Origin of the sequence: Nonlabens tegetincola (assembly GCF_002117085.1) — a bacterium.
Classification (GTDB): Bacteria; Bacteroidota; Bacteroidia; order Flavobacteriales; family Flavobacteriaceae; genus Nonlabens; species Nonlabens tegetincola.
Genome location: NZ_CP019342.1, coordinates 2,646,385 through 2,666,196 on the forward strand (window position 1 = coordinate 2,646,385; position 19,812 = coordinate 2,666,196).

Below are 19,812 nucleotides of genomic sequence, written 5' to 3' on the forward strand. Positions count from 1 at the left end.
GTTTTGATAGATTAGTTTATTATAACAATCACTGTTGTCCCTATATCGGGCTTAAGATTAGCATCTTCTACAGTAAGAGTGATGTTTTTATTATGAAGTTCATTAAGTAAGTCGATACGATTTTTAATATTGCCTAGACCTTTTGAATCTCTTTTCTTTTGATGTTTCGTTTTAAGCTCTTTGGATTTTTCTCTACCTATCCCATTATCCTGTATTACTACTTTAATCCCAGATTGATTGTGCGGTTCAAAACTTACTTTAAGAAGGCCCTTTTCCTTTTTGTATCGTAGACCATGCCATACAGCGTTTTCAATTATTGGTTGCAGTAGCATAGGTGGAACAGGAATATTAGACTCCTTTATAGATGGATCTACATTTAGTTCAAATTCAAATTTATCCTTGAATCTCTCATGTTCTAGATGTAGGTAAAGATTGAGTAACTCAATTTCCTTACTAGCAGGAATAAAGTCTAATTCACTGTTTTCTAGCACGCTACGCATTAGTTTGGAAAAATCTGCTAGATATTTATTGGCTTTACGTTCATCATTAGTAGCGATAAAATTATTGACTGAATTAAGCGCGTTGAAAATGAAATGAGGATTCATTTGACTGCGCAGGGATTTAAGCGCTAGTAAATGATTATTGATTTTTTGCTGTTTATTGTTACGGTACATGAAATAAGCTAACGTAAGAAGCAGGATTACAGCGGTACCTAGTGAGTAGATAATCCAGCGCTGTCTGCGATTTGCTTCAATAGACAATGCCTGTTCTGCACTTGCTAGGGCTAGTTTATTGTCAGTCAGTTTACGGTCTTTTTCTAGAGTGAGAATACGTGTTTGTTTTGCGACTAATTCTTTGGCATTACGAGTAGCTTCTTCTAATTGATTTTCTTTCTCAAGGTACAATTGGTCGACGGCTTCAATGTACTTTTCACTGTAGGTTAACGCCTTGCTAGAGTTTCCTTTAATTCGATATAATTTTGAAAGCTCCTTAGATGCATCTTTTAATACATCTAGATCCTCGTTTTTTTCGGCTTCATTCAGACTTTTTAAATAGTAATCAATAGCATCATCAATTTTGTTTTGCTCTTTAAGAGCGGTAGCAATTTTAAGTTGCTCTTTTTGAAGAGTAAGCTTTGGTGCCTCAGGAGTAATAACAGCTGTTTTATTTGACAAAATGCTAGGATCTGAAAAAGTCTCACGATCAGGTGTTATCGAGTCCTTTTCTTTGGCTTCTTCTTCAAACAGCTGTATGTTTTTTTTACGCAAGGCAATTTCTTTGTCATATTGCTGATTAGCATTATAAAAATCGGCAGTTTGAGATTGGGTTACTATGGTATTTGAACGACCTTCAATGGTAGAGTTTGAAATGGCTTTGTTAAAATATCCTTCAGCTTTTTCAGTTTGTCCAGCGCGATCAAGATTGTTTCCTATTTTAGTGTTTAGGGAAGTTACCTCATTTAAGTTACCTACTTCTTCAGAAAGTAGTAATGCCTTTTGATACACAGCAATGGCTTGTTGTTGATCGTTAGTTGCAGCATAAGCATCTGCTAGACCTTTTAAACGCTTGATTTCATCATCCTTGTTTTTAAAAGGGCCTAGTTCAATAAAAGCCTTTATGGATTCTTGATAATTACCGTTTTCTCTTAAAGCTGAGGCTCTTTTTAGGGAGACACTTTTATTTGCAATAAAGTTTATAGACGCTTTAAAATTGTCAATTGCAAGATCATATTGTTTATTATTAAAGTATAAGTCACCTAATTTTTCATAGGCTGCGGCCTGTTGTTGTTTTGATAATGATTTTGGATTGTTTGATAAGGCGGCGATTAGGAAATCTGCCGTTTTTTTTGGATCCTTATTAAAATATACTTGGGCACTATCTATGGCTTGTGAGTAAGTAAGATCATTTAAGGAATCATCCTCATCAGTTACCCTAATCTCTAGATCGTCGTTGCTATATACAGTATGATAAACAGTTTCAAAATCAATACCTCGTATAACTAATCTATCTCCATAATTGGCAGGAATTTGAAAATTCCCGCGACTATCAGTACTGGCATACCTGCCATTTGGACCTTCAATATTGACTCCTACAATAGGTTTTCCATCTTCCGTGAGTACTCTACCCGAAATGGATAGGCTTGTCTGCTCTGTTTTGGTTTTAGAAAACTTGGACTGCGCATTTAGGGACGTGCAGCTTATAAGTAACATTATTATGACAAGAATCTTTTTCATCATGTGGTAAAACTAGTCATTATTAATTTGATAGTTACTCGTCAAGTTCCTAGAATGGGCCGATTTAAGTGTTTTTATTATGCTTTCGCGAAAGCGTACTCAACACCTACAATACTTCACTCATTCAAACCTATCGTTCACTCATTATAACTGTGATACACGTAGTTCAAGCCGGTACATTTGATAAAAATAATTGACATGAAAACTATTCTATGTATCTGTTTTCTAGCTGTATGCAGCGCTATGCCAGCCCAACACCTAGGAAATTTTAATAATCAAGCGGTTCAAATGGATATCTCACGTGCAAATATTGCAACTTCCATGGGTAACGGGTATATCAATCAACAAAAACGCCACCATTCTCAACCCTTGCAACCTAGTAATGTACTTACCTTAAATTTAAAATCCTTATACAATATTGAGGCTACAGATTATACCGCAGTTTTCAATATCAATCAAGTAGGTGCCAGTGCTCAAGAAGCAACAGATTTAATGAATCAAAAAGTAGATGCTATAAAAGCTGCTCTTAAACAAGATGGATTCACAGGACAGTTTTCTATGGATATGATCTCGTTTGTACCGCAGTATGAGATAGAGGTTACTAAAAAATTATTTTCCAAGACTTACACCGAGGTTCCTGTAGGATTTGAGCTGCAACAAAATCTATTGATTAGTTACAAAAACGACGATGACTTTCAAAAAATTCTCACTGCATGTGCAAATAATGAGGTTTATAACCTAGTCAAGGTAGATTACTATGTGAATAACCTAGACGAGATCTATAAAAAACTGCAAGAAAAGCTGTTAGAAGAAGTTAGTGCAAAAAAGAATTATTATGAAGCATTAGGTTTTGATATGAGTACCTACGATGTTTTCATGGCCGATAAAAAGTACTATCACGTGCCTAAGGATTATTACCGCAGTTATCAAGCAGCCGAAAATGTAAGTGTAGAAGCTGCTCAAAAAAAGAAAGTAACCAGAGTAAAAAAACCGACTTCCTATTACTACGATCCAATCTCTTACGATGGATATGATGTTGTGGTTAATGCAGGTATATCAAAACCTGTTATACAACTGGGCATGGATTTGAGCTTACGATATCAACCGAAACCAGAAAAACCTAAGGAGCCTAAACCGGCGCCACCTGCACCTGCACCACCTAAACCTAAAGTATATGTGATCTCGCCAGATGGACCAGTTCACATTAAACAAATGCCAGATTCTTAAAAATATAGAAAGATGAAAAAGCATGTGTGTATTATGCTATTCCTACTAGCAACTGTTTTAAGTCATGCACAGGAGCAAGAGGCGATTGTGGTAAATGATAGCTTACCTAAACAGTTCATTGTTTACGGTTTGGCGCCACCTTCTAGAGACGATGTCAAGGAATTCCAAGATAAATATGGAGTTGGCTCTATATCAATGGGATGTGTTATTGATCCACTATCGTCAGTAAAAGCTACTAAAAACAATTGCGCAATAGCTGCCTATTTGGATCAAAAGTATGGCACCGTATGGCGCGAGGAGATTAAATATCATCCCTATGGACTGGTCTTAAAAAATAAAAATAAATAACTATGAAAAAGAAAATATTGATGCTAGGACTAGCTTTAATAAGTATAGCATGCAACGCCGAGAAAAATGAAACCGAGGTGCGACTTTCGATTAATCAACAAGCACCTATTGATCAATCGGTTGATAGGTCCAAAAAAGCAACCATTCAAATCGCTTTATTATTAGATACGAGTAATAGTATGGATGGACTTATTAATCAGGCAAAATCTCAGCTGTGGGATGTGGTCAATAAAATGACTTCGGCTCATTGTAACGATCAACAGGCAGGATTAGAGATTGCATTATATGAGTACGGGAATTCTGGTCTTTCTGAAAAAGACGATTACATCAGACAGGTGCTACCTTTTTCTACAGATCTAGATATGTTAAGTAAAGAGTTATTTGCCTTGCGCACTAATGGAGGTGACGAGTATTGTGGAGCAGTAATTGACAACTCTATAAAGAAACTGGAATGGCGTGATGGAAAACAGGATCTTAAAATGATTTTTATCGCAGGAAACGAAGGTTTTACACAGGGAACAATTTCGTTTAAGGAGAGTATCATTGATGCGCAAAAAAAAGATATAACAGTAAACACCATTTTTTGTGGTGAATATCAAACGGGTATAAACCTCAAGTGGAAAGAAGGTGCTTCACTAGGTAATGGAGAGTACACCAATATTGATGCTAATAAAAGAACGGTGTATGTCGCGACACCTTATGATGATAAAATTTTAGAACTTAATAATCAACTCAACTCTACCTATATCGCTTATGGTGATTATGGTAATCAAAAACAAAAATTGCAAATTGAGATGGATGTTGAGGCAATGGTTGTGTCTGAAGAGGTTCAGGTAAAAAGATCGGTGGCAAAATCGTCTTCGAATTACCAAAATGCGAGCTGGGATCTTGTCGATAATGCAGGTGATGACAAGCTTTTGAAAAAGATTATAAAAGAAAACAAATCTACTTTACCAGATTCACTTAAGAATAAAAGTGTGGATGAGGTGGCCGCTTTCGCGAAAGCGGAATTAAAAACTAGAAAGCGACTACAAAATCAAATAGCTGGGTTAAACATAAAACGCGAAAAATACATAAGTGAGCAAAACATGGCAGAAGGTAATGGCCTAGAAACAGCCATTTTTAAGGCGATCCAAAAGCAAGCAGAAAAAAAGAGCTACACGTGGAAATAAAGGGTTGAATTTTGAGTTTTAATAGAAACGTGCTGTTTGTAGCTTTCTACTGTATTTAATTGAAGTAGAAAACAGCACGTTTTGCTTTTTACAAAATGTGGAAAAAAGAACCTGCGTTGAATAGCGCATCACGACACGTAATTGTACCTTTGATTTTCATCAGAAATAAAAAAGGTTTGGCTTCAAAAGCAAAAAAGGTTACCCCATTAATGCAACAATACAACAGGATAAAAAGTAAGTATCCAGATGCTTTACTGTTGTTTAGGGTAGGAGATTTTTATGAAACCTTTGGTGAGGACGCTGTGAGAGCAGCGCGCATATTAAATATAGTACTTACTAATAGAAACAATGGTGGTGAAAAGACTGAACTTGCAGGGTTTCCACACCATTCTTTAAACACCTACTTGCCCAAGTTAGTAAGGGCAGGTGAGCGTGTTGCAATTTGTGATCAATTAGAGGACCCAAAATCAGTAAAAGGTATTGTTAAGCGTGGAGTAACGGAATTAATTACACCTGGAGTAGCGCTTAACGATGAAGTGCTGTCTTCAAAATCGAATAACTTTTTAGCAGCAATTACCTTTTCAAAAAACATTTACGGTGTTGCTTTTCTAGACATTAGTACTGGTGAATTTTTAGTGTCTCAAGGTAATAAAGAGGAAGTTGATAAATTATTACAGAACTTCAATCCTAGTGAACTGCTGGTGCCACGTAGCTTGAAGAAAGAGCTTGCACAACAGTTTCCTTATGACTTGCCTTTTTTCCATCTTGAAGACTGGGTTTTTCAAATAGATTATTCACGGGAATCACTTTTAAACCACTTTAAGGTAAATTCTTTAAAAGGATTTGGTGTAGAAAACCTAGAAACTGCGCTTATTTCGTCTGGAGCGATTCTACATTACCTTGCCGAAACTCAACACAACAAAATAGACCATATAGCTAGCATTTCCCGTATTGAGGATGATAACTACGTATGGATGGATAGGTTTACTGTGCGTAACCTGGAGCTTTATCAAGCGCTTAGTTCAGGTGCTGTCACACTAATTGATGTGATTGATAAAACCACTACCGCAATGGGTGGTAGGATGTTGAAAAGATGGATGGCTTTTCCTCTAAAAAGTATTCAGGAGATCAAACGTAGACACGATGTGGTAGAGTTTTTTACAAAACAAATAGAACAGCGTGAGAGCGTTAAGGATCTTCTTAAACAAATGAGTGATTTAGAGCGATTAGTGTCTAAAGTCGCTACAGGCAAAATTTGTCCACGAGAGGTTGTTCAGCTCAAAAATAGTCTGGAGGCGGTAGCGCCTATTAAAGAGCTTGCTCAAACGGCAGGAAACAAAGCACTTAATATAATCGGCGAACAATTAAATCCATGTTTGCATTTGATAGACACCATAAAAAGTGCTATACATGAAGAAGCTCCTGTAAATATTTTAAAAGGGACCACAATTGCATATGGATATCATAAGGGATTAGATGAGATAAGGGAATTAGCAACTTCTGGTAAGGAATATCTTGATAAAATGCTAGAAAGGTGTTCTCAAGAAACCGGTATTTCAAGTCTAAAAATAAGCAGTAATAACGTATTTGGATACTATATTGAGGTAAGAAATGCTCATAAGGATAAGGTTCCAGATACCTGGATTAGAAAGCAAACCCTAGTAAATGCAGAGCGTTATATTACTGATGAATTAAAAGAGTATGAAAGTAAAATTTTAGGTGCAGAAGAGCGCATTAATGTTTTACAACAAGAATTGTATGAAGAGGTGGTAAGAGAAATAATGCCTTTTATTAAAGCAATTCAACTAAACGCACAGTTATTAGGAAAGATAGATTGCTTAATCTCATTTGCAGATCATGCCATGATTTCCAATTATGTTAGACCAGAATTACTGGAGGAAGACGTTTTGGAAATAAAAAGTGGTCGTCATCCGGTAATTGAAAAAATGCTACCAGCAGATACTCCTTATATTCCTAACGATGTTAGGTTGGATAGGGAATCCCAGCAAATAATTATGATTACTGGACCCAATATGAGTGGTAAATCTGCTATTCTTAGGCAAACTGCACTTATAGTGTTATTAGCCCAAATAGGAAGCTTTGTTCCTGCGGAGAATGTTCAAATGGGAATTGTAGATAAAATATTCACCCGTGTGGGCGCTAGTGATAATATTTCTCAAGGAGAGTCAACATTTATGACAGAAATGAATGAGAGCGCTAGTATTCTTAATAACATCTCTGAAAATAGTTTGGTGCTTTTAGATGAAATAGGTCGTGGGACTAGTACGTATGATGGTATTTCTATTGCTTGGGCTATAACTGAATATTTGCACGAGCATCCTTTTAAACCTAAAACCTTATTTGCAACTCACTACCATGAGCTTAATGAGATGACGGACAAATTTGAACGTATCAAAAATTATAATGTTGAGGTAAAAGAACTTACTGATAAAGTTCTTTTTATGCGTAAACTGGTTCCAGGTGGTAGTCACCATAGTTTTGGAATTCATGTAGCAAAGATGGCAGGAATGCCACAACAAGTTATTCTTAAAGCAAATAAAATTCTAAAGACGTTAGAGCACTCTCACAAGCAGCAAGATGATCAAAATGCACTAAGTGCTTTACAGGATGAGGAAATGCAACTAAGTTTTTTTCAACTAGACGATCCGTTGTTAGAGAATATTAAAAATGAAATATTACAGGTTGATATAGATACACTTACCCCAGTAGAAGCTTTGATGAAACTTAATGAAATAAAGAGGATGTTGATTGGTAAAAACAAAGTAGATTAATAATTTTTCATTTTTTTCTTTGACTTGTGATTAAAGTTGTTAAATTTGCAATCCGATTTGAAAAAGTCGATTGTTCATCAACAAAATGAATTGCGAAAGTAGCTCAGGGGTAGAGCATCACCTTGCCAAGGTGAGGGTCGCGGGTTCAAATCCCGTCTTTCGCTCTAAGTTCGATTAATACGAATTAAACAGTGCCGCGGGCACTTCCATGCTGAAGTGGTGGAATTGGTAGACACGTTGGACTTAAAATCCAATGGGCAGTAATGCCCGTACGGGTTCAAGTCCCGTCTTCAGTACTTATAAAAGCTCCTGTAATTTCAGGAGCTTTTTTATTATATTAAAATGAAAATGTTTTCAATAAAAAAATCCGCTGGAACTCCAGCGGATTTTTTTATGAATTAAAGTTTGAGAATTTACTTACCAGTAACTTTTTTGGCAGCATCTTTCATTCCTTCTTTAGCATCTCCTGCGGCTTTTTTCATATCATCACCTGCCTGCTCTAGAGCCTCTCCAGCATCTTTAATACCTTCTTTTGCTTTTTGAACTCCTTCTTTAGCAGCGCCTTCAAGGTTTTCTGCTGCATTATCCATCGCCTCTCCAGCCTCATTTAATCCATCCTTAGCGTCTTCCATTGCTTCATCAGCAGTTTCCATTGCCTTATCAGCAGCATTTTCTAATCCTTCACCAGCCTCTTCTAGTCCTTCTTTTGCGCTTTCAGTAGCATTTTCAACACCATCTTTCGCATCCTCCATTCCTTCTTTAACTTCTTTACAGCTTACTGCAAAGATCATTGCTAGTGCAGCAGCACCCATTAATAATTTTTTCATTTTTTGTTTATTTTGATAATTGATTTAACAAATGTATGTTTTTTAAGAAAACTACAGTAAGATTTGTTATAAAATCAAAATTGTTCCATGATTTACGCCTTTTATCGATTAAAAACAGGGGAAAGTTATACTTTTTCACTCAAGTATTTCCAGTACCTTTTTGGAACGTGCTGTATATGAAGTTTTAAATTTTTTCTAGATTCTATGTTGGTACTCTTAAAATATTGATTCCAAAGATTCGTGTAATTATTTTCTTTAAGTTGTTTAGTGGTGAGTAAATTTTTATCTCCTAGTCCAGTCTGAATAGTGTTATAAATTCCTTTTTTATTTTGAGTGGTCAGATCAATTGTTATTTCCTTAACTGTTTTTAGGTCATAGAATATGCCATAAGATCTCTTTAGATCATAAATAATCCATTTTTGATCCGCGTACCTGGTTTTAAAATGTTTTGAAATTAGCGGAAGAACATTAAAATCGGGCTCAACGTTAGCATAATAAATATCTCCTTCAATCAAATGAAATCTTACAAAGGCTTCCATACGATGTTTTTCTCGATGAACTTTTTTTACAAGTTTATCAAAGCTTAGAACAATGTCATTAGCAGCATCATTTAAAATAGATTTGTTATTGGATATACTTGTTTTAATTATGTAGAAGAGTAAATTCTCTACATTATGACTCTCACTAAGAAAAGCTTTAAAAATTTTGTTTAAACCAGAGATGCCAAAAAGTTGCAACAATTTTTTTTGAAGTCTTTTTACTTTTATCTCGTCTGTAATTACTTCTTGGGTTTCATTAAATATTTCAGGCTGATAGACGCGGACGGATCGAATTTCTACCGAATCAAGCTTATAAAGATAGCTGTCGAATATTGCACAAAGTAAACCGTCAAAAGTATCATCATATACTAAAATCATGAAAACAAGGTTAACTGATTATTTAGATGGGTTGAGTATTTAATGCTACTCTCTTGCAATATCTTATTTTTTAATTGTAATGGAGTAAGGTCTTTTTTCTCAAAATACGTTGAATCACATGTAATAAAATACCTACTTCTGTTTAAAGCGATTCCAATTTTTTTGAGATGTTCCCAATTCAACTTTCGATATCTACGTGCATTAATTATTTTTCTTACCGATTTCATTCCGACACCGGGAATACGCGATAGCATTTCCTTGGAACATTTGTTAATATCTAAAGGAAACAAATGTAAGTTTCGTAGTGCCCAGCTTAATTTAGGATCAATATCCATATCTAAATTTGGTTGATCTTCATTTAACAACTCTTTGATATTAAAACCGTAGAACCTAAGTAGCCAATCTGTTTGATAAAGTCTATTCTCCCGTATTACGGGTACTGCAGTACCTATCGAAGGCAGTCTTTTATCATCTGCTACGGGAATATACCCAGAGTAGTAAACTCTTTTCATTTTAAATTTCTCGTAAAAAAAATGAGCACTATACATAATATCCTTGTCTGACTCGCCTGTTGCTCCGACAATCATTTGTGTGCTTTGTCCAGCAGGAGCGTATATAGGTGTGTTTTTTATTAATCTTTTCTCCGATTGATATATCTCAATGTTAGATTTAACCGCCTTCATGGGTTGTATAAAATCTTTATGATCCTTGTCTGGGGCTAATAGTTTAAGACCTTCTTTTGTAGGAATCTCTATGTTCACTGATAAACGATCAGCGTATAGACCAGCTTCTTTCATAAGCTCATCGCTAGCACCTGGAATAGATTTTAAATGTATGTAACCGTTAAAATTCTCTTCTTCTCTCAGTTTTTTGGCTACTCTTATGAGCCTCTCCATAGTGGTATCAGGGTTTTTAAATATTCCAGAACTCAAAAACAGCCCTTCTATATAATTACGCCTATAGAAATTTATAGTTAGATCTACTACTTCTTGTACTGTAAAAGCAGCACGTTTTATATCATTAGATTTTCTAGTAACACAGTAGGCACAATCAAATATGCAATGGTTGGTAAGCAATATTTTAAGCAATGAAACACACCTACCGTCTTCCGTATAGCTATGACAAATCCCTGTGCCGTTAGAATTACCCAATCCGCCATTTTTATTTGCCCTTTTACTTCCGCTACTACTACAACTCACATCGTATTTTGCTGCATCAGCCAGGATTTCTAATTTTTCTTTGATTCTTTCGTAATTCATTTTAATTCATGTTTACTTCATCACTGCGTTTTCCGGTTGAATTACCTAGTCTGCGATCTCTCAAACTGGTTTGTTTATCTAGCCTGTGAATGGTTTGTGGGTTGTCTTCAGCGTATCTAGGATCTTGGATATAATCCATTTTGTCCATATGTGTGACCTCAATAGAGTAAAAGTCAAATTCTTCTACTACCTTGCCGGTGACTTTATATATTCCGCTTCCGCGAAAGCGTAATTTTGAAGCCACTTGAGGAAACATCACGGTATCAAAAAAACCACCATCACGGTCTAAAAAAGTACCAAACTGCATACGTTTTCTATTTGAAGTATGAGTAGTTTTAATGTTGATTACATACCCGTATATTGTTATTGTTTTACCTTTTTTTGATGGTAAATCTTTGTGAGTTAAATCGTTGTCGGGCTGTTGAGCCAAAAGTTCGAAATGGGAACATAACGGAAAACCTAGTAGTTCCATTTGCTCAAAAGCATGTTCTAGTTTTGAAGTTTTTAGTTGCGGTAAATTGACCTTTTTATTTTGTGGAGCAAACAATTTACTTTGTACATCAACTGCGGTTTTTTTGTTGAGTTTAAAGTATGCCTGCCACAGTAAAATACATCTGTCTAAACCCGTAAATCTAAAAGCATTTATCCTTATTAGAATAGCCGCTTGGTCTGCGCTTATAGGAACTCTATTTATAAAATCGTCAAATGAATTAAAAGGGCCATCAAAATTTCTATTCTCTAGAAGGCGCTGTATAGTACGTTTTTCTAGTTCTTTTAAGTAACCTAAGGCTAGGTAAACGGTTGTTCCTTTTATAGTATTCTGAAAATCACTGTTATTTATACAAGGTGCCTCTATGGTTGCTCCACACATTTTAGCCTCATGAACATATAACTCTGGTCTGTAAAAGCCACCGCCGTTATTAAGTGTGGCTGTCATGTACTCTAATGGGAAATAGCGTTTTAAATACAGGCTTTGATAACTCTCAACAGCATATGATGCCGAGTGTCCTTTGGCAAAGGCATATCCTGCAAAGCTTTTAATTTGTTCCCAAATTTCTTTTGCTTGCTTATCGTCACGGCCATGTTTTTTACAATTGTCAAAATATTGTTTTTCTACGGCTTTAAATTCCTCTCTAGATCTATACTTACCGCTCATTCCCCTACGTAAAACATCTGCAGCACCTAAATCTAATTTTGCATAATAATGAGCGACCTTGATAACGTCTTCTTGATACACCATTATTCCATACGTGTCTGGCATAATACTAGACATGATTGGGTGTGCTTGCTTGCGACGCTCGGGATATCTAGTACGCAGTATGTACTCTCTCATCATACCGCTTTGCGCTACTCCTGGTCTTATCACAGAACTGGCTGCTACTAAACCTAAGTAATCATGGGTGCGCAATTTGCTCAACAACATGCGCATGGCTGGCGATTCAATATAAAAACAGCCTATACACTTTGCTTGCGATATCATAGCATTAATCTCAGGATCCTCTTTAAACTCTTTTACGCAAGCTCTCAAGTCCTTAATATTGGCATTTGGCTGGTTATATTTAACGATACTCACGGTATCTCGTATTTTTCCTAAACCTCGTTGTGCCAGAATATCAAATTTGTGAATTCCGGCATCCTCTGCAATGTGCATGTCAAATTGAACAGTAGCAAATCCTTTAGGAGGTAAGTCGGTAGCGCTGTAATAATGAATATTTTTTTGTGTAATTAAAATACCACCAGCATGAATACTTATATAATTGGGCATGCCTTGTATAAGGTTACCGTACTTAAAAACCAGTCGGTGCATATCGTCCATTTCATGAGCAGGTAGTTGCCCGCTGGTAAGTTTGTCAATATCGCTTTTAGGTAGTCCAAATACTTTACCCAATTCTCTTATTACGGCTCTAAATTGAAAAGTGTTGTAGGTTCCTAATAGGGCTGTGTTTTTGAATCTTTTAAAGATAAACTGTGTAATATCTTCACGGTCGTCCCATGAAAAATCTAGATCAAAATCTGGTGGGCTGGTCCGGTAGTCATTAATGAATCTTTCAAAGTATAAGTCTAGATCTATAGGGTCAACCTCTGTTATTTGTAATAAATACGCTAGTATACTATTTGCGCCGCTACCACGACCTACATAGAAATAATTACGTTCACGGGCATACCGGCAAATTTCCCAGTTAATCAAAAAGTAAGCGACAAAACCTTTGCGTTTTACAGTAGTAAGTTCTTTTTCAATGCGCTCGTAAATAGCAGTTTTGTCAACCACGTCCTGATATCGCAAGTTAATCCCGTCATGTGCTAGTTGACTAAGTAACTTGAAATCATCTTCTTTATTTTCTGTAAAAATTTGCTGATTTTCATTGAGTTGGGCATTATCAAAATTAAAATCTATAGAGCATTGTTGCAGTAGCTTTTCTGTATTCTCGATTAACTCAGGAAATGATTTAAAATGCTCCTGTAGTTCTTCTACGGGAATCATTTTATCGTTAGGATGCCCTTGTTGATCTTCGGGTAATTGACTTAATAAAAGATTACGATCAATAGCACGTAGCAATCTGTGTGCGTTATAATCCCTTTTGTTTCTAAAACTTGTAGTTTGTAAAATAACAAGGTGGTCCTTGTAGCTCGCATACTTGGTAAAAATCAATTTGCGTATCGATGACGTTGAGATTCCTATTTTTTCGCTTTCGCGTAAGCGTACTATTCCCATTTCCATCACTCGTTCTAGAGGATAGACTACATAAGCGTGTTTAAATATAGGAGCTCTATCGGGTAGAGTTTTTTTACTGTGTAAATGATCGGATAGAAAGGAGTTGAGTTCTTGAAATCCTAAATTATTACGAGCTATACCTACATACAATTGCTTATTGTCATTGCGAAAATCGATTCCTACAATACTTTTTAGGTTTTGTAGGGTGCACAATCTTACAAAATTTAGACAAGCACTAGTGTTGTTGATATCAGTAATCACAAAATGTTTTACACCACATTGTAAGCTTAAATCAATCAATGATTGCTCATCATAGGTACCGTATCTTAAAGAGTAATAGGTGTGATTGTTTAAATACATGTTGTCTGAAGCTTAATCTCTAATATGATTGTGTTTTTTCTTATTTATTGCTTGCGATGAGCTAGTACTACGGGTGGTAAGCCATTGAATGGATTCATCATGCGTCCTATAGTTTTGGCACCCATTCCAGAGGCGCGTATTACTTTGCGGTCACCATATTTTTCTCTTATGTGGTCTAGGGCGTGGTATAAATTGAGTGCTTGTTCTGTATCATCAAATAGGTTTATTTGATAGCTGCCAGTGACTAGGTGTGAAAATCTCACACCTATTAATCGCACTCTTAACCTACGATTGTACAGTTGTTTAAATAATTCTAGCACCTTGGGAATCAAAATATGATCTGCACTGCAATAGGGTATTTTGACCTGTTTACTATAGGTGTTAAAATCAGAGTAACGTATTTTAATACTCACACAAGCGGTTAATTTCTCACCGCGTCTTAATTGAAAAGCTAGGTTTTCTGTCATAGCGGTAAGTATGCTGTGTAATCGTTTTACGTCTATCGTGTCTTTGTCAAATGTGCGCTCGGTTGATATAGACTTACGTTCGTTAAATGCAATAACAGGCGTGTTGTCTATACCATGTGCTCTACGCCATATGAGTAAACCATTTTTACCTAATACATTTTGCATAACATCACTAGGCATTTCTTGTATGGTTTTTATTTTTTTGATTCCTAGGTTACGTAGGGTTTGATATGTTTTATCTCCGACTTGAGGAATCTTTTTTATGGACAATGGCGCTAGAAAAGGTTTTTCTAAACCATAATCAATCATAAGTTGATTGTTAGGTTTTGCCTCGCCGGTAGCTACTTTAGAAACAACCTTATTGATGGACAAACCAAATGAAATAGGTAATCCGGTCTCTCTTATAATCCTACGCCTCATCTCAGTAGCAAACTTGTAACAGCCGTAGAATTTGTCCATTCCTGTTAAATCGGCATAAAATTCATCTATGCTAGATTTCTCAAAAAGAGGAACCTCTTCTTTTATTATTTCGGTTATTTCGTCTGAATGCTTTGAATACACACCAGCATTACCCCTGATAACGATAGCTTCTGGACACAGTTGCCGGGCCAGTTTCATGGACATACCACTGTGTACCCCATAACCGCGAGTTTCATAACTGCATGCCGCTACTACACCACGATCACTTGTGCCACCTACTAGTATAGGTTTTGTTTTTAACCTAGAATCCATTTTGCGTTCAACAGAAACGTAAAAAGTATCTAGATCTAAATGCATGATGTGTTTTTTTTGAACTGACATTTATGTCTTTACTTTAAAATTAGAGGTTAAAAAACCTCACTAGGAAATCCTGTGAGGTGCAATTCGTGTTATAAAGGAAGCTTTATTTTTAATCGTCCATGTTTTTTATGACAATGTCATGCACGGTAGGTTCCAAATAACTAATTATCCCCTCGCGTTCTAGGTCATTATTCCATTTGATTTGATGCTGTAACAATACTTCGTTGATGACCTCGTAAGCTTTATTAACTAGTTCATTAGTCTCTGCAACTTTTTCTGGCCAGCTTTTTACATTTTGTTTTAAAAGTTGAGCTACTAGTAATGATTTTTTCCTGTGCTGCATGAGTTGTTCAATCCTTGATGCAACCTCACATTTAATTTTTTCTATTGACATTTCATTCACGGTATTGGTGATTAAAACAATACAAATTGATCTCCTTCAACCAGGCGTTCTTCTCTTATACTATAAGAATGCTCTTCCTTGTATTTCAACTTTTCATAAGGACTGCGATTAAAGTCCATAAATAATTTATCTCCTATTGGTTTTAATAAGTCTAAACCGTTAGATTTTGGATTTTTAATTTTTTGAGAAATAGGATATGCGTTAAAACCTTTAGGGTCAAAAGGCTTCATAATTGATGATAATTGTTTTACATCTAGATCTGTGTCTAGCCAGAGCTCTTCTTGTTTTTTTGTAAGGACTAAAGGAGCGCGGTGATGCTCGATACGTTTTGTGATACGATTTGCAGCTGTGGTTACTATCGCTACTGTGTGATGTAATTGACCTGTAAGAGGATGTTGCCATATGTCGTAAATACCAGCTAGTGCAAATGGACCTTGATTTTGATTTGGATAAATAAAATAAGGTCTATTTAGTTTCTCGTGTTTAGGTCCTTCAATAAAACCATCGACTAGCACTAAGCAACGCTGGCTTTTTATCGCTTTACGAAACATAGGTTTCTGGAATATACCTAGTGCTCCATCATATTGACTGTTGTTTTCTTTATTGTTACTTCCTTCTGCACGAGCATTAAGCATATAAGTTTGCTTGTGTGCCCAGTGTGGAGTAAATCCTAATGTAAACATTTGTATGTGATGTGGGTTACTAGATGTAACTACAGGTATGAGGTCACCGGCGCTTATGTTTACATTTTCTACTAATGGTATTTTACTAGCAAATCTTGCATTAAATCGTTTTTCTAATGTTGCTTGTGACGATAGTAAAGTTGCTCTTCCACACATAATAAATCTTATTTTGGAATAATTCCAATAAAAATTCCGTTTAACAGGTCAAATATATGGAATAATTCCATTAAGTAGGAAATATTCCAGTGTTAAAATTGGAAATATTCCATTAATATGTATATTTGTTTTATGGCACAAGACATTCCAATAGAGGCTAAACGCTTTAAAATAATTAGAGAAGAGTTGGGTAAAACCCAATCTGAATTTGCTCAATTGCTAGGAGCTGGATCATCAACCGCAGATATTGAACGCGGCAAAAAGAAGATTACAGGAAGCGTAGTAGTTGAACTATTAAAGCAATTTCAAATAAATCCTATGTGGCTGTATGGTACAAGTTATAATAAGAAGCTGGATACAAGCGCTAGTACTTCACCAAAAGTGGTAACTCTAGATTCAAATGAACGCGAGAATATGATTATGGTGCCTATTAAAGCTAGTGCCGGTTATGCCAGTAATGTGCAAGATACAGATTGGTATAATGAATTGCCTGCTTTTAATATACCATTACCTCAATATAAGGAAGGTAGTTATAGAGCTTTTCAAGTAAAAGGAGATAGTATGTTACCCGTACTACAACCTAAAGAATGGGTAATGGGTAAAGCGGTAGAAAGTATGGCTGCTGCAAATAACAATCGTATTCATGTTGTAGTAACACCTGATAGTGTTCTAGTTAAAAAACTACGTAAAACCGAATCTAGTCGCGAGGTATACTTGATTTCATTAAATAGAGAATATCCAGTTATTGAACAACCCGTAGAAGAAATTACAGAACTATGGGAAGTGAATTCAAAACTAAGTTTTGACCTAGAGGTACGAGAAGGTCAAGAAGCTATGATTAGCTTACAAGAAGGTTTAGAAAGTTTAAGAGAAGAAATTAAAAAAATAAAGAGCTATAATTAATTTTTAATATTAACAATAGTATTAATATTTTGTTAATAAGTTAAACAATGCAATTTTTTTTATTTAACTTTTTGGAAATTAATGAATTATGAAAACATTTTATCTTATTGGATTATTAATGACTTTTTCAAATTTTTCAACATCTGATTACAATTATTGTGGATGTGGGGATTTTGAAGGAGGTATTACACATTACCAAATTTTGAATAATGGTAGAGGTTGCTGTACTGGGACTGTGGTCGGTGAATACGCTTATTACGATACTTATGTAAATGAGGGTGAAGCATGGCATTGGATTGGTAGGGAATTTATTTCACCGGCAGCCGCACAAGAATCTTGTTGTTCAGGTCAAAACGTTTAAATTTTTATATTATGAAAAAAATAAATTATTCTATTTTGTTTTACTAGCTATAATACTTATGGCGTGTACTAACAATTCTGAACAGATTAAAGATGATTCAGAAAAAGGGACCATTCCATCAGAAGTAGAAAAATATGCAGTTCCAAAATCTTCTGTCAGCTGGAATTCGGATAAATTTAATAAGTTGTCAATTGATGATTTGTTTGATGTTTACAAAGCTGAAAAAAATGAACATCGATCGGAATTGTATTATAACAATTTATTAGCTATGTGGCACACTAATTTTTATAGTAGGACTTCTCAATTAAATGAAGAGCAAGTCAATGTTTTAATAAATGACATGTCAAGGATGAATTCTAATATCCCCTCAATGGCTACTTTTTATTCATTGGTAAACAAAAATTATAAATTATCAGACCCAAAAAGGAAAAAATTATTGGATGATTTTTATAATAAAAACAAAATGTATTTAGAGAATGCTTCTTGGAATAATCAAGAACTTCAAAAACAGAAATTAGGACAGCTTAATAAACTGCAATTCTTAAATTAATTTGTTATGAAGCTAAAAATCTATGTATTAATTATATCTATGTTTTTTCTAAACTTTTCTTTTGGAAAAAACTGTGATTGTGGGAATTTTGAGACAGGTTTGATAAAGTATAGTGTAGAAGATGAAACAGGCTGTTGTAGTGGTTCTTTCATTGGTGAAAATGGCATGATCGGTTTTTATGAACAAAGCGAAAGTGCTTGGATGTTAGTAGACGTAGAACCAATATCATTTTCCAGTATTACTGAGCAGTGTTGTTCATGATTAATATAGGTTAAATGTTTTTACTATTCTTACAACATCAATCTAAATTGAAATGAAAAGTGCATTAAATAAGTTTAATTATAATAAGCCTATCGAACAGATAAATAAACAAATGTGTTGAACTTATGGGTTGAATTTAGCAAGACTTTAAATCCAAAGCATAAAAAAAGGCACTTAAAAGTGCCTTTTTTATAAGATTAATCTTGATTTTAATCCTTATCTGCTGGTGTAGGATTAGTATCAAAACTTTCTTGAGCATCGCTGTCGTTAGCGTCTTCACCTAGTCCTTGTACTTCAACTTTGTCCATCCCAGGTCGTTCGTCACGACAACTGGTTAAGCTTAAGGTGAATAAGAATAATAGACCTAATAATATCTTTTTCATAGCAATTTTTTAATTATCGTCGCCTATTTTTTCTATTTGCTCATCAATCTCTTCATTAACTTCTTTATCTACTTTTTTAGCAGCACGTTCAAGAGCTCCTTCAGTTTCTTCAGCTTCCTTTTCAACTTCTTTGATTACTGTTTTAGTTTCAGTTTCTCTACAAGAAACGACTAATGTGGTACAAGCAATCGCAAGTAATAAAACTATTTTTTTCATGTCGGTGTTTGTTTTGATCAAAGATATGTAGCTCACCTAGCAGTTAGTCTTATAATTATATTAAGTACTTATAAAAACTGTTAAATTGTTTACGCTTTCGCGAAAGCGAAACTATTTTAACACAAATTGTTTAAAAGATGAATTTTAGAAAGATGTTTGATTTTTTGCGTGATTTGCAAAAAAACAATAATAAAGAATGGATGGATCAAAATAGGAAACGCTACCATGAGGTACGGGACGATTACATAGTCTGGTTGAATGAGCTGGATCAAAAACTAATGCAAGTTGATGATAATTATATTTCAACTGATGGACGTAAGGCGCTTAATCGAATTAATAACAACTTGTTATATCATCCTAACAAGCCTATATATAAAGATCATTTTGGGGCAGGATTAGATTTAAACGCTAGCGGTAAGCAGGGTGATTTTTATATCCATATAGGTGTAAATGAGTCTTTTCTGGCTGGTGGTTATTGGAAACCTAAAAAGGAATTGCTAGACTCTATAAGGGATGCTATTGATTATAACGGCGATGAATTCAAGAAGGTGCTTAATAAGAAGTCTTTTAAAGACACCTTTGACCTTATCGATGACGGCGAAAGTTTAAAAACCGCGCCTAAAGGATTTTCACAAGATCATGAACATATTGATTTATTGCGTAAAAAAACACATGCTGTATCGCATTCTCTTACCCAAAAGGAAATTATGCAAGCCGATTTTATGGATCATTGTGTGCATGTTTATAAAGAGATGATGCCCTTTAGAGACTATTTAAATAAGGCGGTAACTGTATAGTCT

At 35.1% G+C, this 19,812-nt stretch carries 19 protein-coding genes and 2 tRNA genes; 11 read left to right on the top strand and 10 right to left on the bottom strand.

Going from position 1 to position 19,812, the window contains the following annotated elements; translation table 11 throughout:
• Nucleotides 1-11: 11 nt before the first annotated feature.
• Nucleotides 12-2,237, bottom strand: a complete 2,226-nt coding sequence (locus BST91_RS12250; protein ID WP_085775547.1) for a histidine kinase — start codon at nucleotides 2,235-2,237, stop codon at nucleotides 12-14.
• Between the two features lie 195 nt (nucleotides 2,238-2,432).
• On the opposite strand from BST91_RS12250, the gene BST91_RS12255 reads away from it, so the two are divergent.
• The 6 genes from BST91_RS12255 (at nucleotide 2,433) to BST91_RS12280 (ending at nucleotide 8,069) form a co-directional block, all read left to right on the top strand.
• Nucleotides 2,433-3,461 carry an SIMPL domain-containing protein gene (locus BST91_RS12255; RefSeq protein ID WP_085775548.1) on the top strand — a complete coding sequence of 343 codons (1,029 nt, stop codon included), beginning with the start codon at nucleotides 2,433-2,435 and terminating at the stop codon, nucleotides 3,459-3,461.
• A 12-nt stretch (nucleotides 3,462-3,473) separates the two neighbouring features.
• The gene (locus BST91_RS12260; protein WP_085775549.1) at nucleotides 3,474-3,809 is read left to right on the top strand and encodes an FEKKY domain-containing protein; all 336 of its coding nucleotides are present in this window, start codon (nucleotides 3,474-3,476) and stop codon (nucleotides 3,807-3,809) included.
• Nucleotides 3,810-3,811: 2 nt separating this feature from the next.
• Nucleotides 3,812-4,981, top strand: coding sequence for a vWA domain-containing protein (locus tag BST91_RS12265; RefSeq protein ID WP_085775550.1), 1,170 nt, complete (start codon nucleotides 3,812-3,814; stop codon nucleotides 4,979-4,981).
• A 176-nt stretch (nucleotides 4,982-5,157) separates the two neighbouring features.
• Nucleotides 5,158-7,773 carry a DNA mismatch repair protein MutS gene (gene mutS, locus BST91_RS12270; RefSeq protein ID WP_085775733.1) on the top strand — a complete coding sequence of 872 codons (2,616 nt, stop codon included), beginning with the start codon at nucleotides 5,158-5,160 and terminating at the stop codon, nucleotides 7,771-7,773.
• A 92-nt stretch (nucleotides 7,774-7,865) separates the two neighbouring features.
• Nucleotides 7,866-7,937: transfer RNA gene (locus tag BST91_RS12275), tRNA-Gly, on the top strand.
• A gap of 46 nt (nucleotides 7,938-7,983) precedes the next feature.
• Nucleotides 7,984-8,069: transfer RNA gene (locus BST91_RS12280), tRNA-Leu, on the top strand.
• 117 nt (nucleotides 8,070-8,186) lie between these two features.
• On the opposite strand, the gene BST91_RS12285 is transcribed toward BST91_RS12280, so the two are convergent.
• The 7 genes from BST91_RS12285 to BST91_RS12315 all read right to left on the bottom strand — a co-directional run bounded on the left by BST91_RS12285 (nucleotide 8,187) and on the right by BST91_RS12315 (nucleotide 16,338).
• Entirely contained in the window at nucleotides 8,187-8,600 is a 414-nt protein-coding gene (locus tag BST91_RS12285) for a hypothetical protein (protein ID WP_052510251.1), read from the bottom strand.
• Nucleotides 8,601-8,725: 125 nt separating this feature from the next.
• Nucleotides 8,726-9,517 carry a TIGR03915 family putative DNA repair protein gene (locus BST91_RS12290; RefSeq protein WP_085775551.1) on the bottom strand — a complete coding sequence of 264 codons (792 nt, stop codon included), beginning with the start codon at nucleotides 9,515-9,517 and terminating at the stop codon, nucleotides 8,726-8,728.
• Nucleotides 9,514-10,776: a putative DNA modification/repair radical SAM protein gene (locus BST91_RS12295; protein ID WP_085775552.1), complete on the bottom strand. Its 1,263-nt coding sequence runs from the start codon at nucleotides 10,774-10,776 to the stop codon at nucleotides 9,514-9,516. Before BST91_RS12295 ends, BST91_RS12290 begins: the two co-directional genes overlap by 4 nt.
• 1 nt (nucleotide 10,777) lies before the next feature.
• Nucleotides 10,778-13,849, bottom strand: a complete 3,072-nt coding sequence (locus tag BST91_RS12300) for a DNA polymerase III subunit alpha (RefSeq protein WP_085775553.1) — start codon at nucleotides 13,847-13,849, stop codon at nucleotides 10,778-10,780.
• Nucleotides 13,850-13,893: 44 nt separating this feature from the next.
• On the bottom strand, nucleotides 13,894-15,117 hold the full coding sequence (gene dinB, locus BST91_RS12305; RefSeq protein WP_042276398.1) for a DNA polymerase IV: 1,224 nt from the start codon (nucleotides 15,115-15,117) through the stop codon (nucleotides 13,894-13,896).
• A gap of 88 nt (nucleotides 15,118-15,205) precedes the next feature.
• Entirely contained in the window at nucleotides 15,206-15,490 is a 285-nt protein-coding gene (locus tag BST91_RS12310; RefSeq protein ID WP_042276396.1) for a hypothetical protein, read from the bottom strand.
• 20 nt (nucleotides 15,491-15,510) lie between these two features.
• Nucleotides 15,511-16,338 carry an SOS response-associated peptidase gene (locus BST91_RS12315; RefSeq protein WP_042276394.1) on the bottom strand — a complete coding sequence of 276 codons (828 nt, stop codon included), beginning with the start codon at nucleotides 16,336-16,338 and terminating at the stop codon, nucleotides 15,511-15,513.
• Nucleotides 16,339-16,470: 132 nt separating this feature from the next.
• Between BST91_RS12315 and BST91_RS12320 the strand changes: the two genes are divergently transcribed.
• From BST91_RS12320 to BST91_RS12335, 4 genes are all read left to right on the top strand, one after another.
• Nucleotides 16,471-17,241 (top strand): LexA family transcriptional regulator, encoded by a 771-nt coding sequence (locus BST91_RS12320; protein WP_042276393.1) that lies wholly within the window; start codon nucleotides 16,471-16,473, stop codon nucleotides 17,239-17,241.
• 88 nt (nucleotides 17,242-17,329) lie between these two features.
• Entirely contained in the window at nucleotides 17,330-17,602 is a 273-nt protein-coding gene (locus tag BST91_RS12325) for a hypothetical protein (RefSeq protein WP_042276391.1), read from the top strand.
• Between the two features lie 58 nt (nucleotides 17,603-17,660).
• Nucleotides 17,661-18,152 carry a hypothetical protein gene (locus BST91_RS12330; RefSeq protein WP_085775554.1) on the top strand — a complete coding sequence of 164 codons (492 nt, stop codon included), beginning with the start codon at nucleotides 17,661-17,663 and terminating at the stop codon, nucleotides 18,150-18,152.
• A 39-nt stretch (nucleotides 18,153-18,191) separates the two neighbouring features.
• A complete protein-coding gene (locus BST91_RS12335) occupies nucleotides 18,192-18,413 on the top strand; it encodes a hypothetical protein (protein ID WP_085775555.1) in 222 nt (73 codons plus the stop codon).
• 209 nt (nucleotides 18,414-18,622) lie between these two features.
• Here the strand turns inward: BST91_RS12335 and BST91_RS13135 are convergent, their stop codons facing one another.
• Both BST91_RS13135 and BST91_RS12340 read right to left on the bottom strand, forming a co-directional pair.
• A complete protein-coding gene (locus BST91_RS13135; RefSeq protein ID WP_157546975.1) occupies nucleotides 18,623-18,796 on the bottom strand; it encodes a hypothetical protein in 174 nt (57 codons plus the stop codon).
• Between the two features lie 9 nt (nucleotides 18,797-18,805).
• Nucleotides 18,806-19,012: a hypothetical protein gene (locus BST91_RS12340; protein WP_042276388.1), complete on the bottom strand. Its 207-nt coding sequence runs from the start codon at nucleotides 19,010-19,012 to the stop codon at nucleotides 18,806-18,808.
• Between the two features lie 137 nt (nucleotides 19,013-19,149).
• On the opposite strand from BST91_RS12340, the gene BST91_RS12345 reads away from it, so the two are divergent.
• The gene (locus BST91_RS12345; protein WP_085775556.1) at nucleotides 19,150-19,809 is read left to right on the top strand and encodes a DUF2461 domain-containing protein; all 660 of its coding nucleotides are present in this window, start codon (nucleotides 19,150-19,152) and stop codon (nucleotides 19,807-19,809) included.
• Nucleotides 19,810-19,812: the final 3 nt, after the last annotated feature.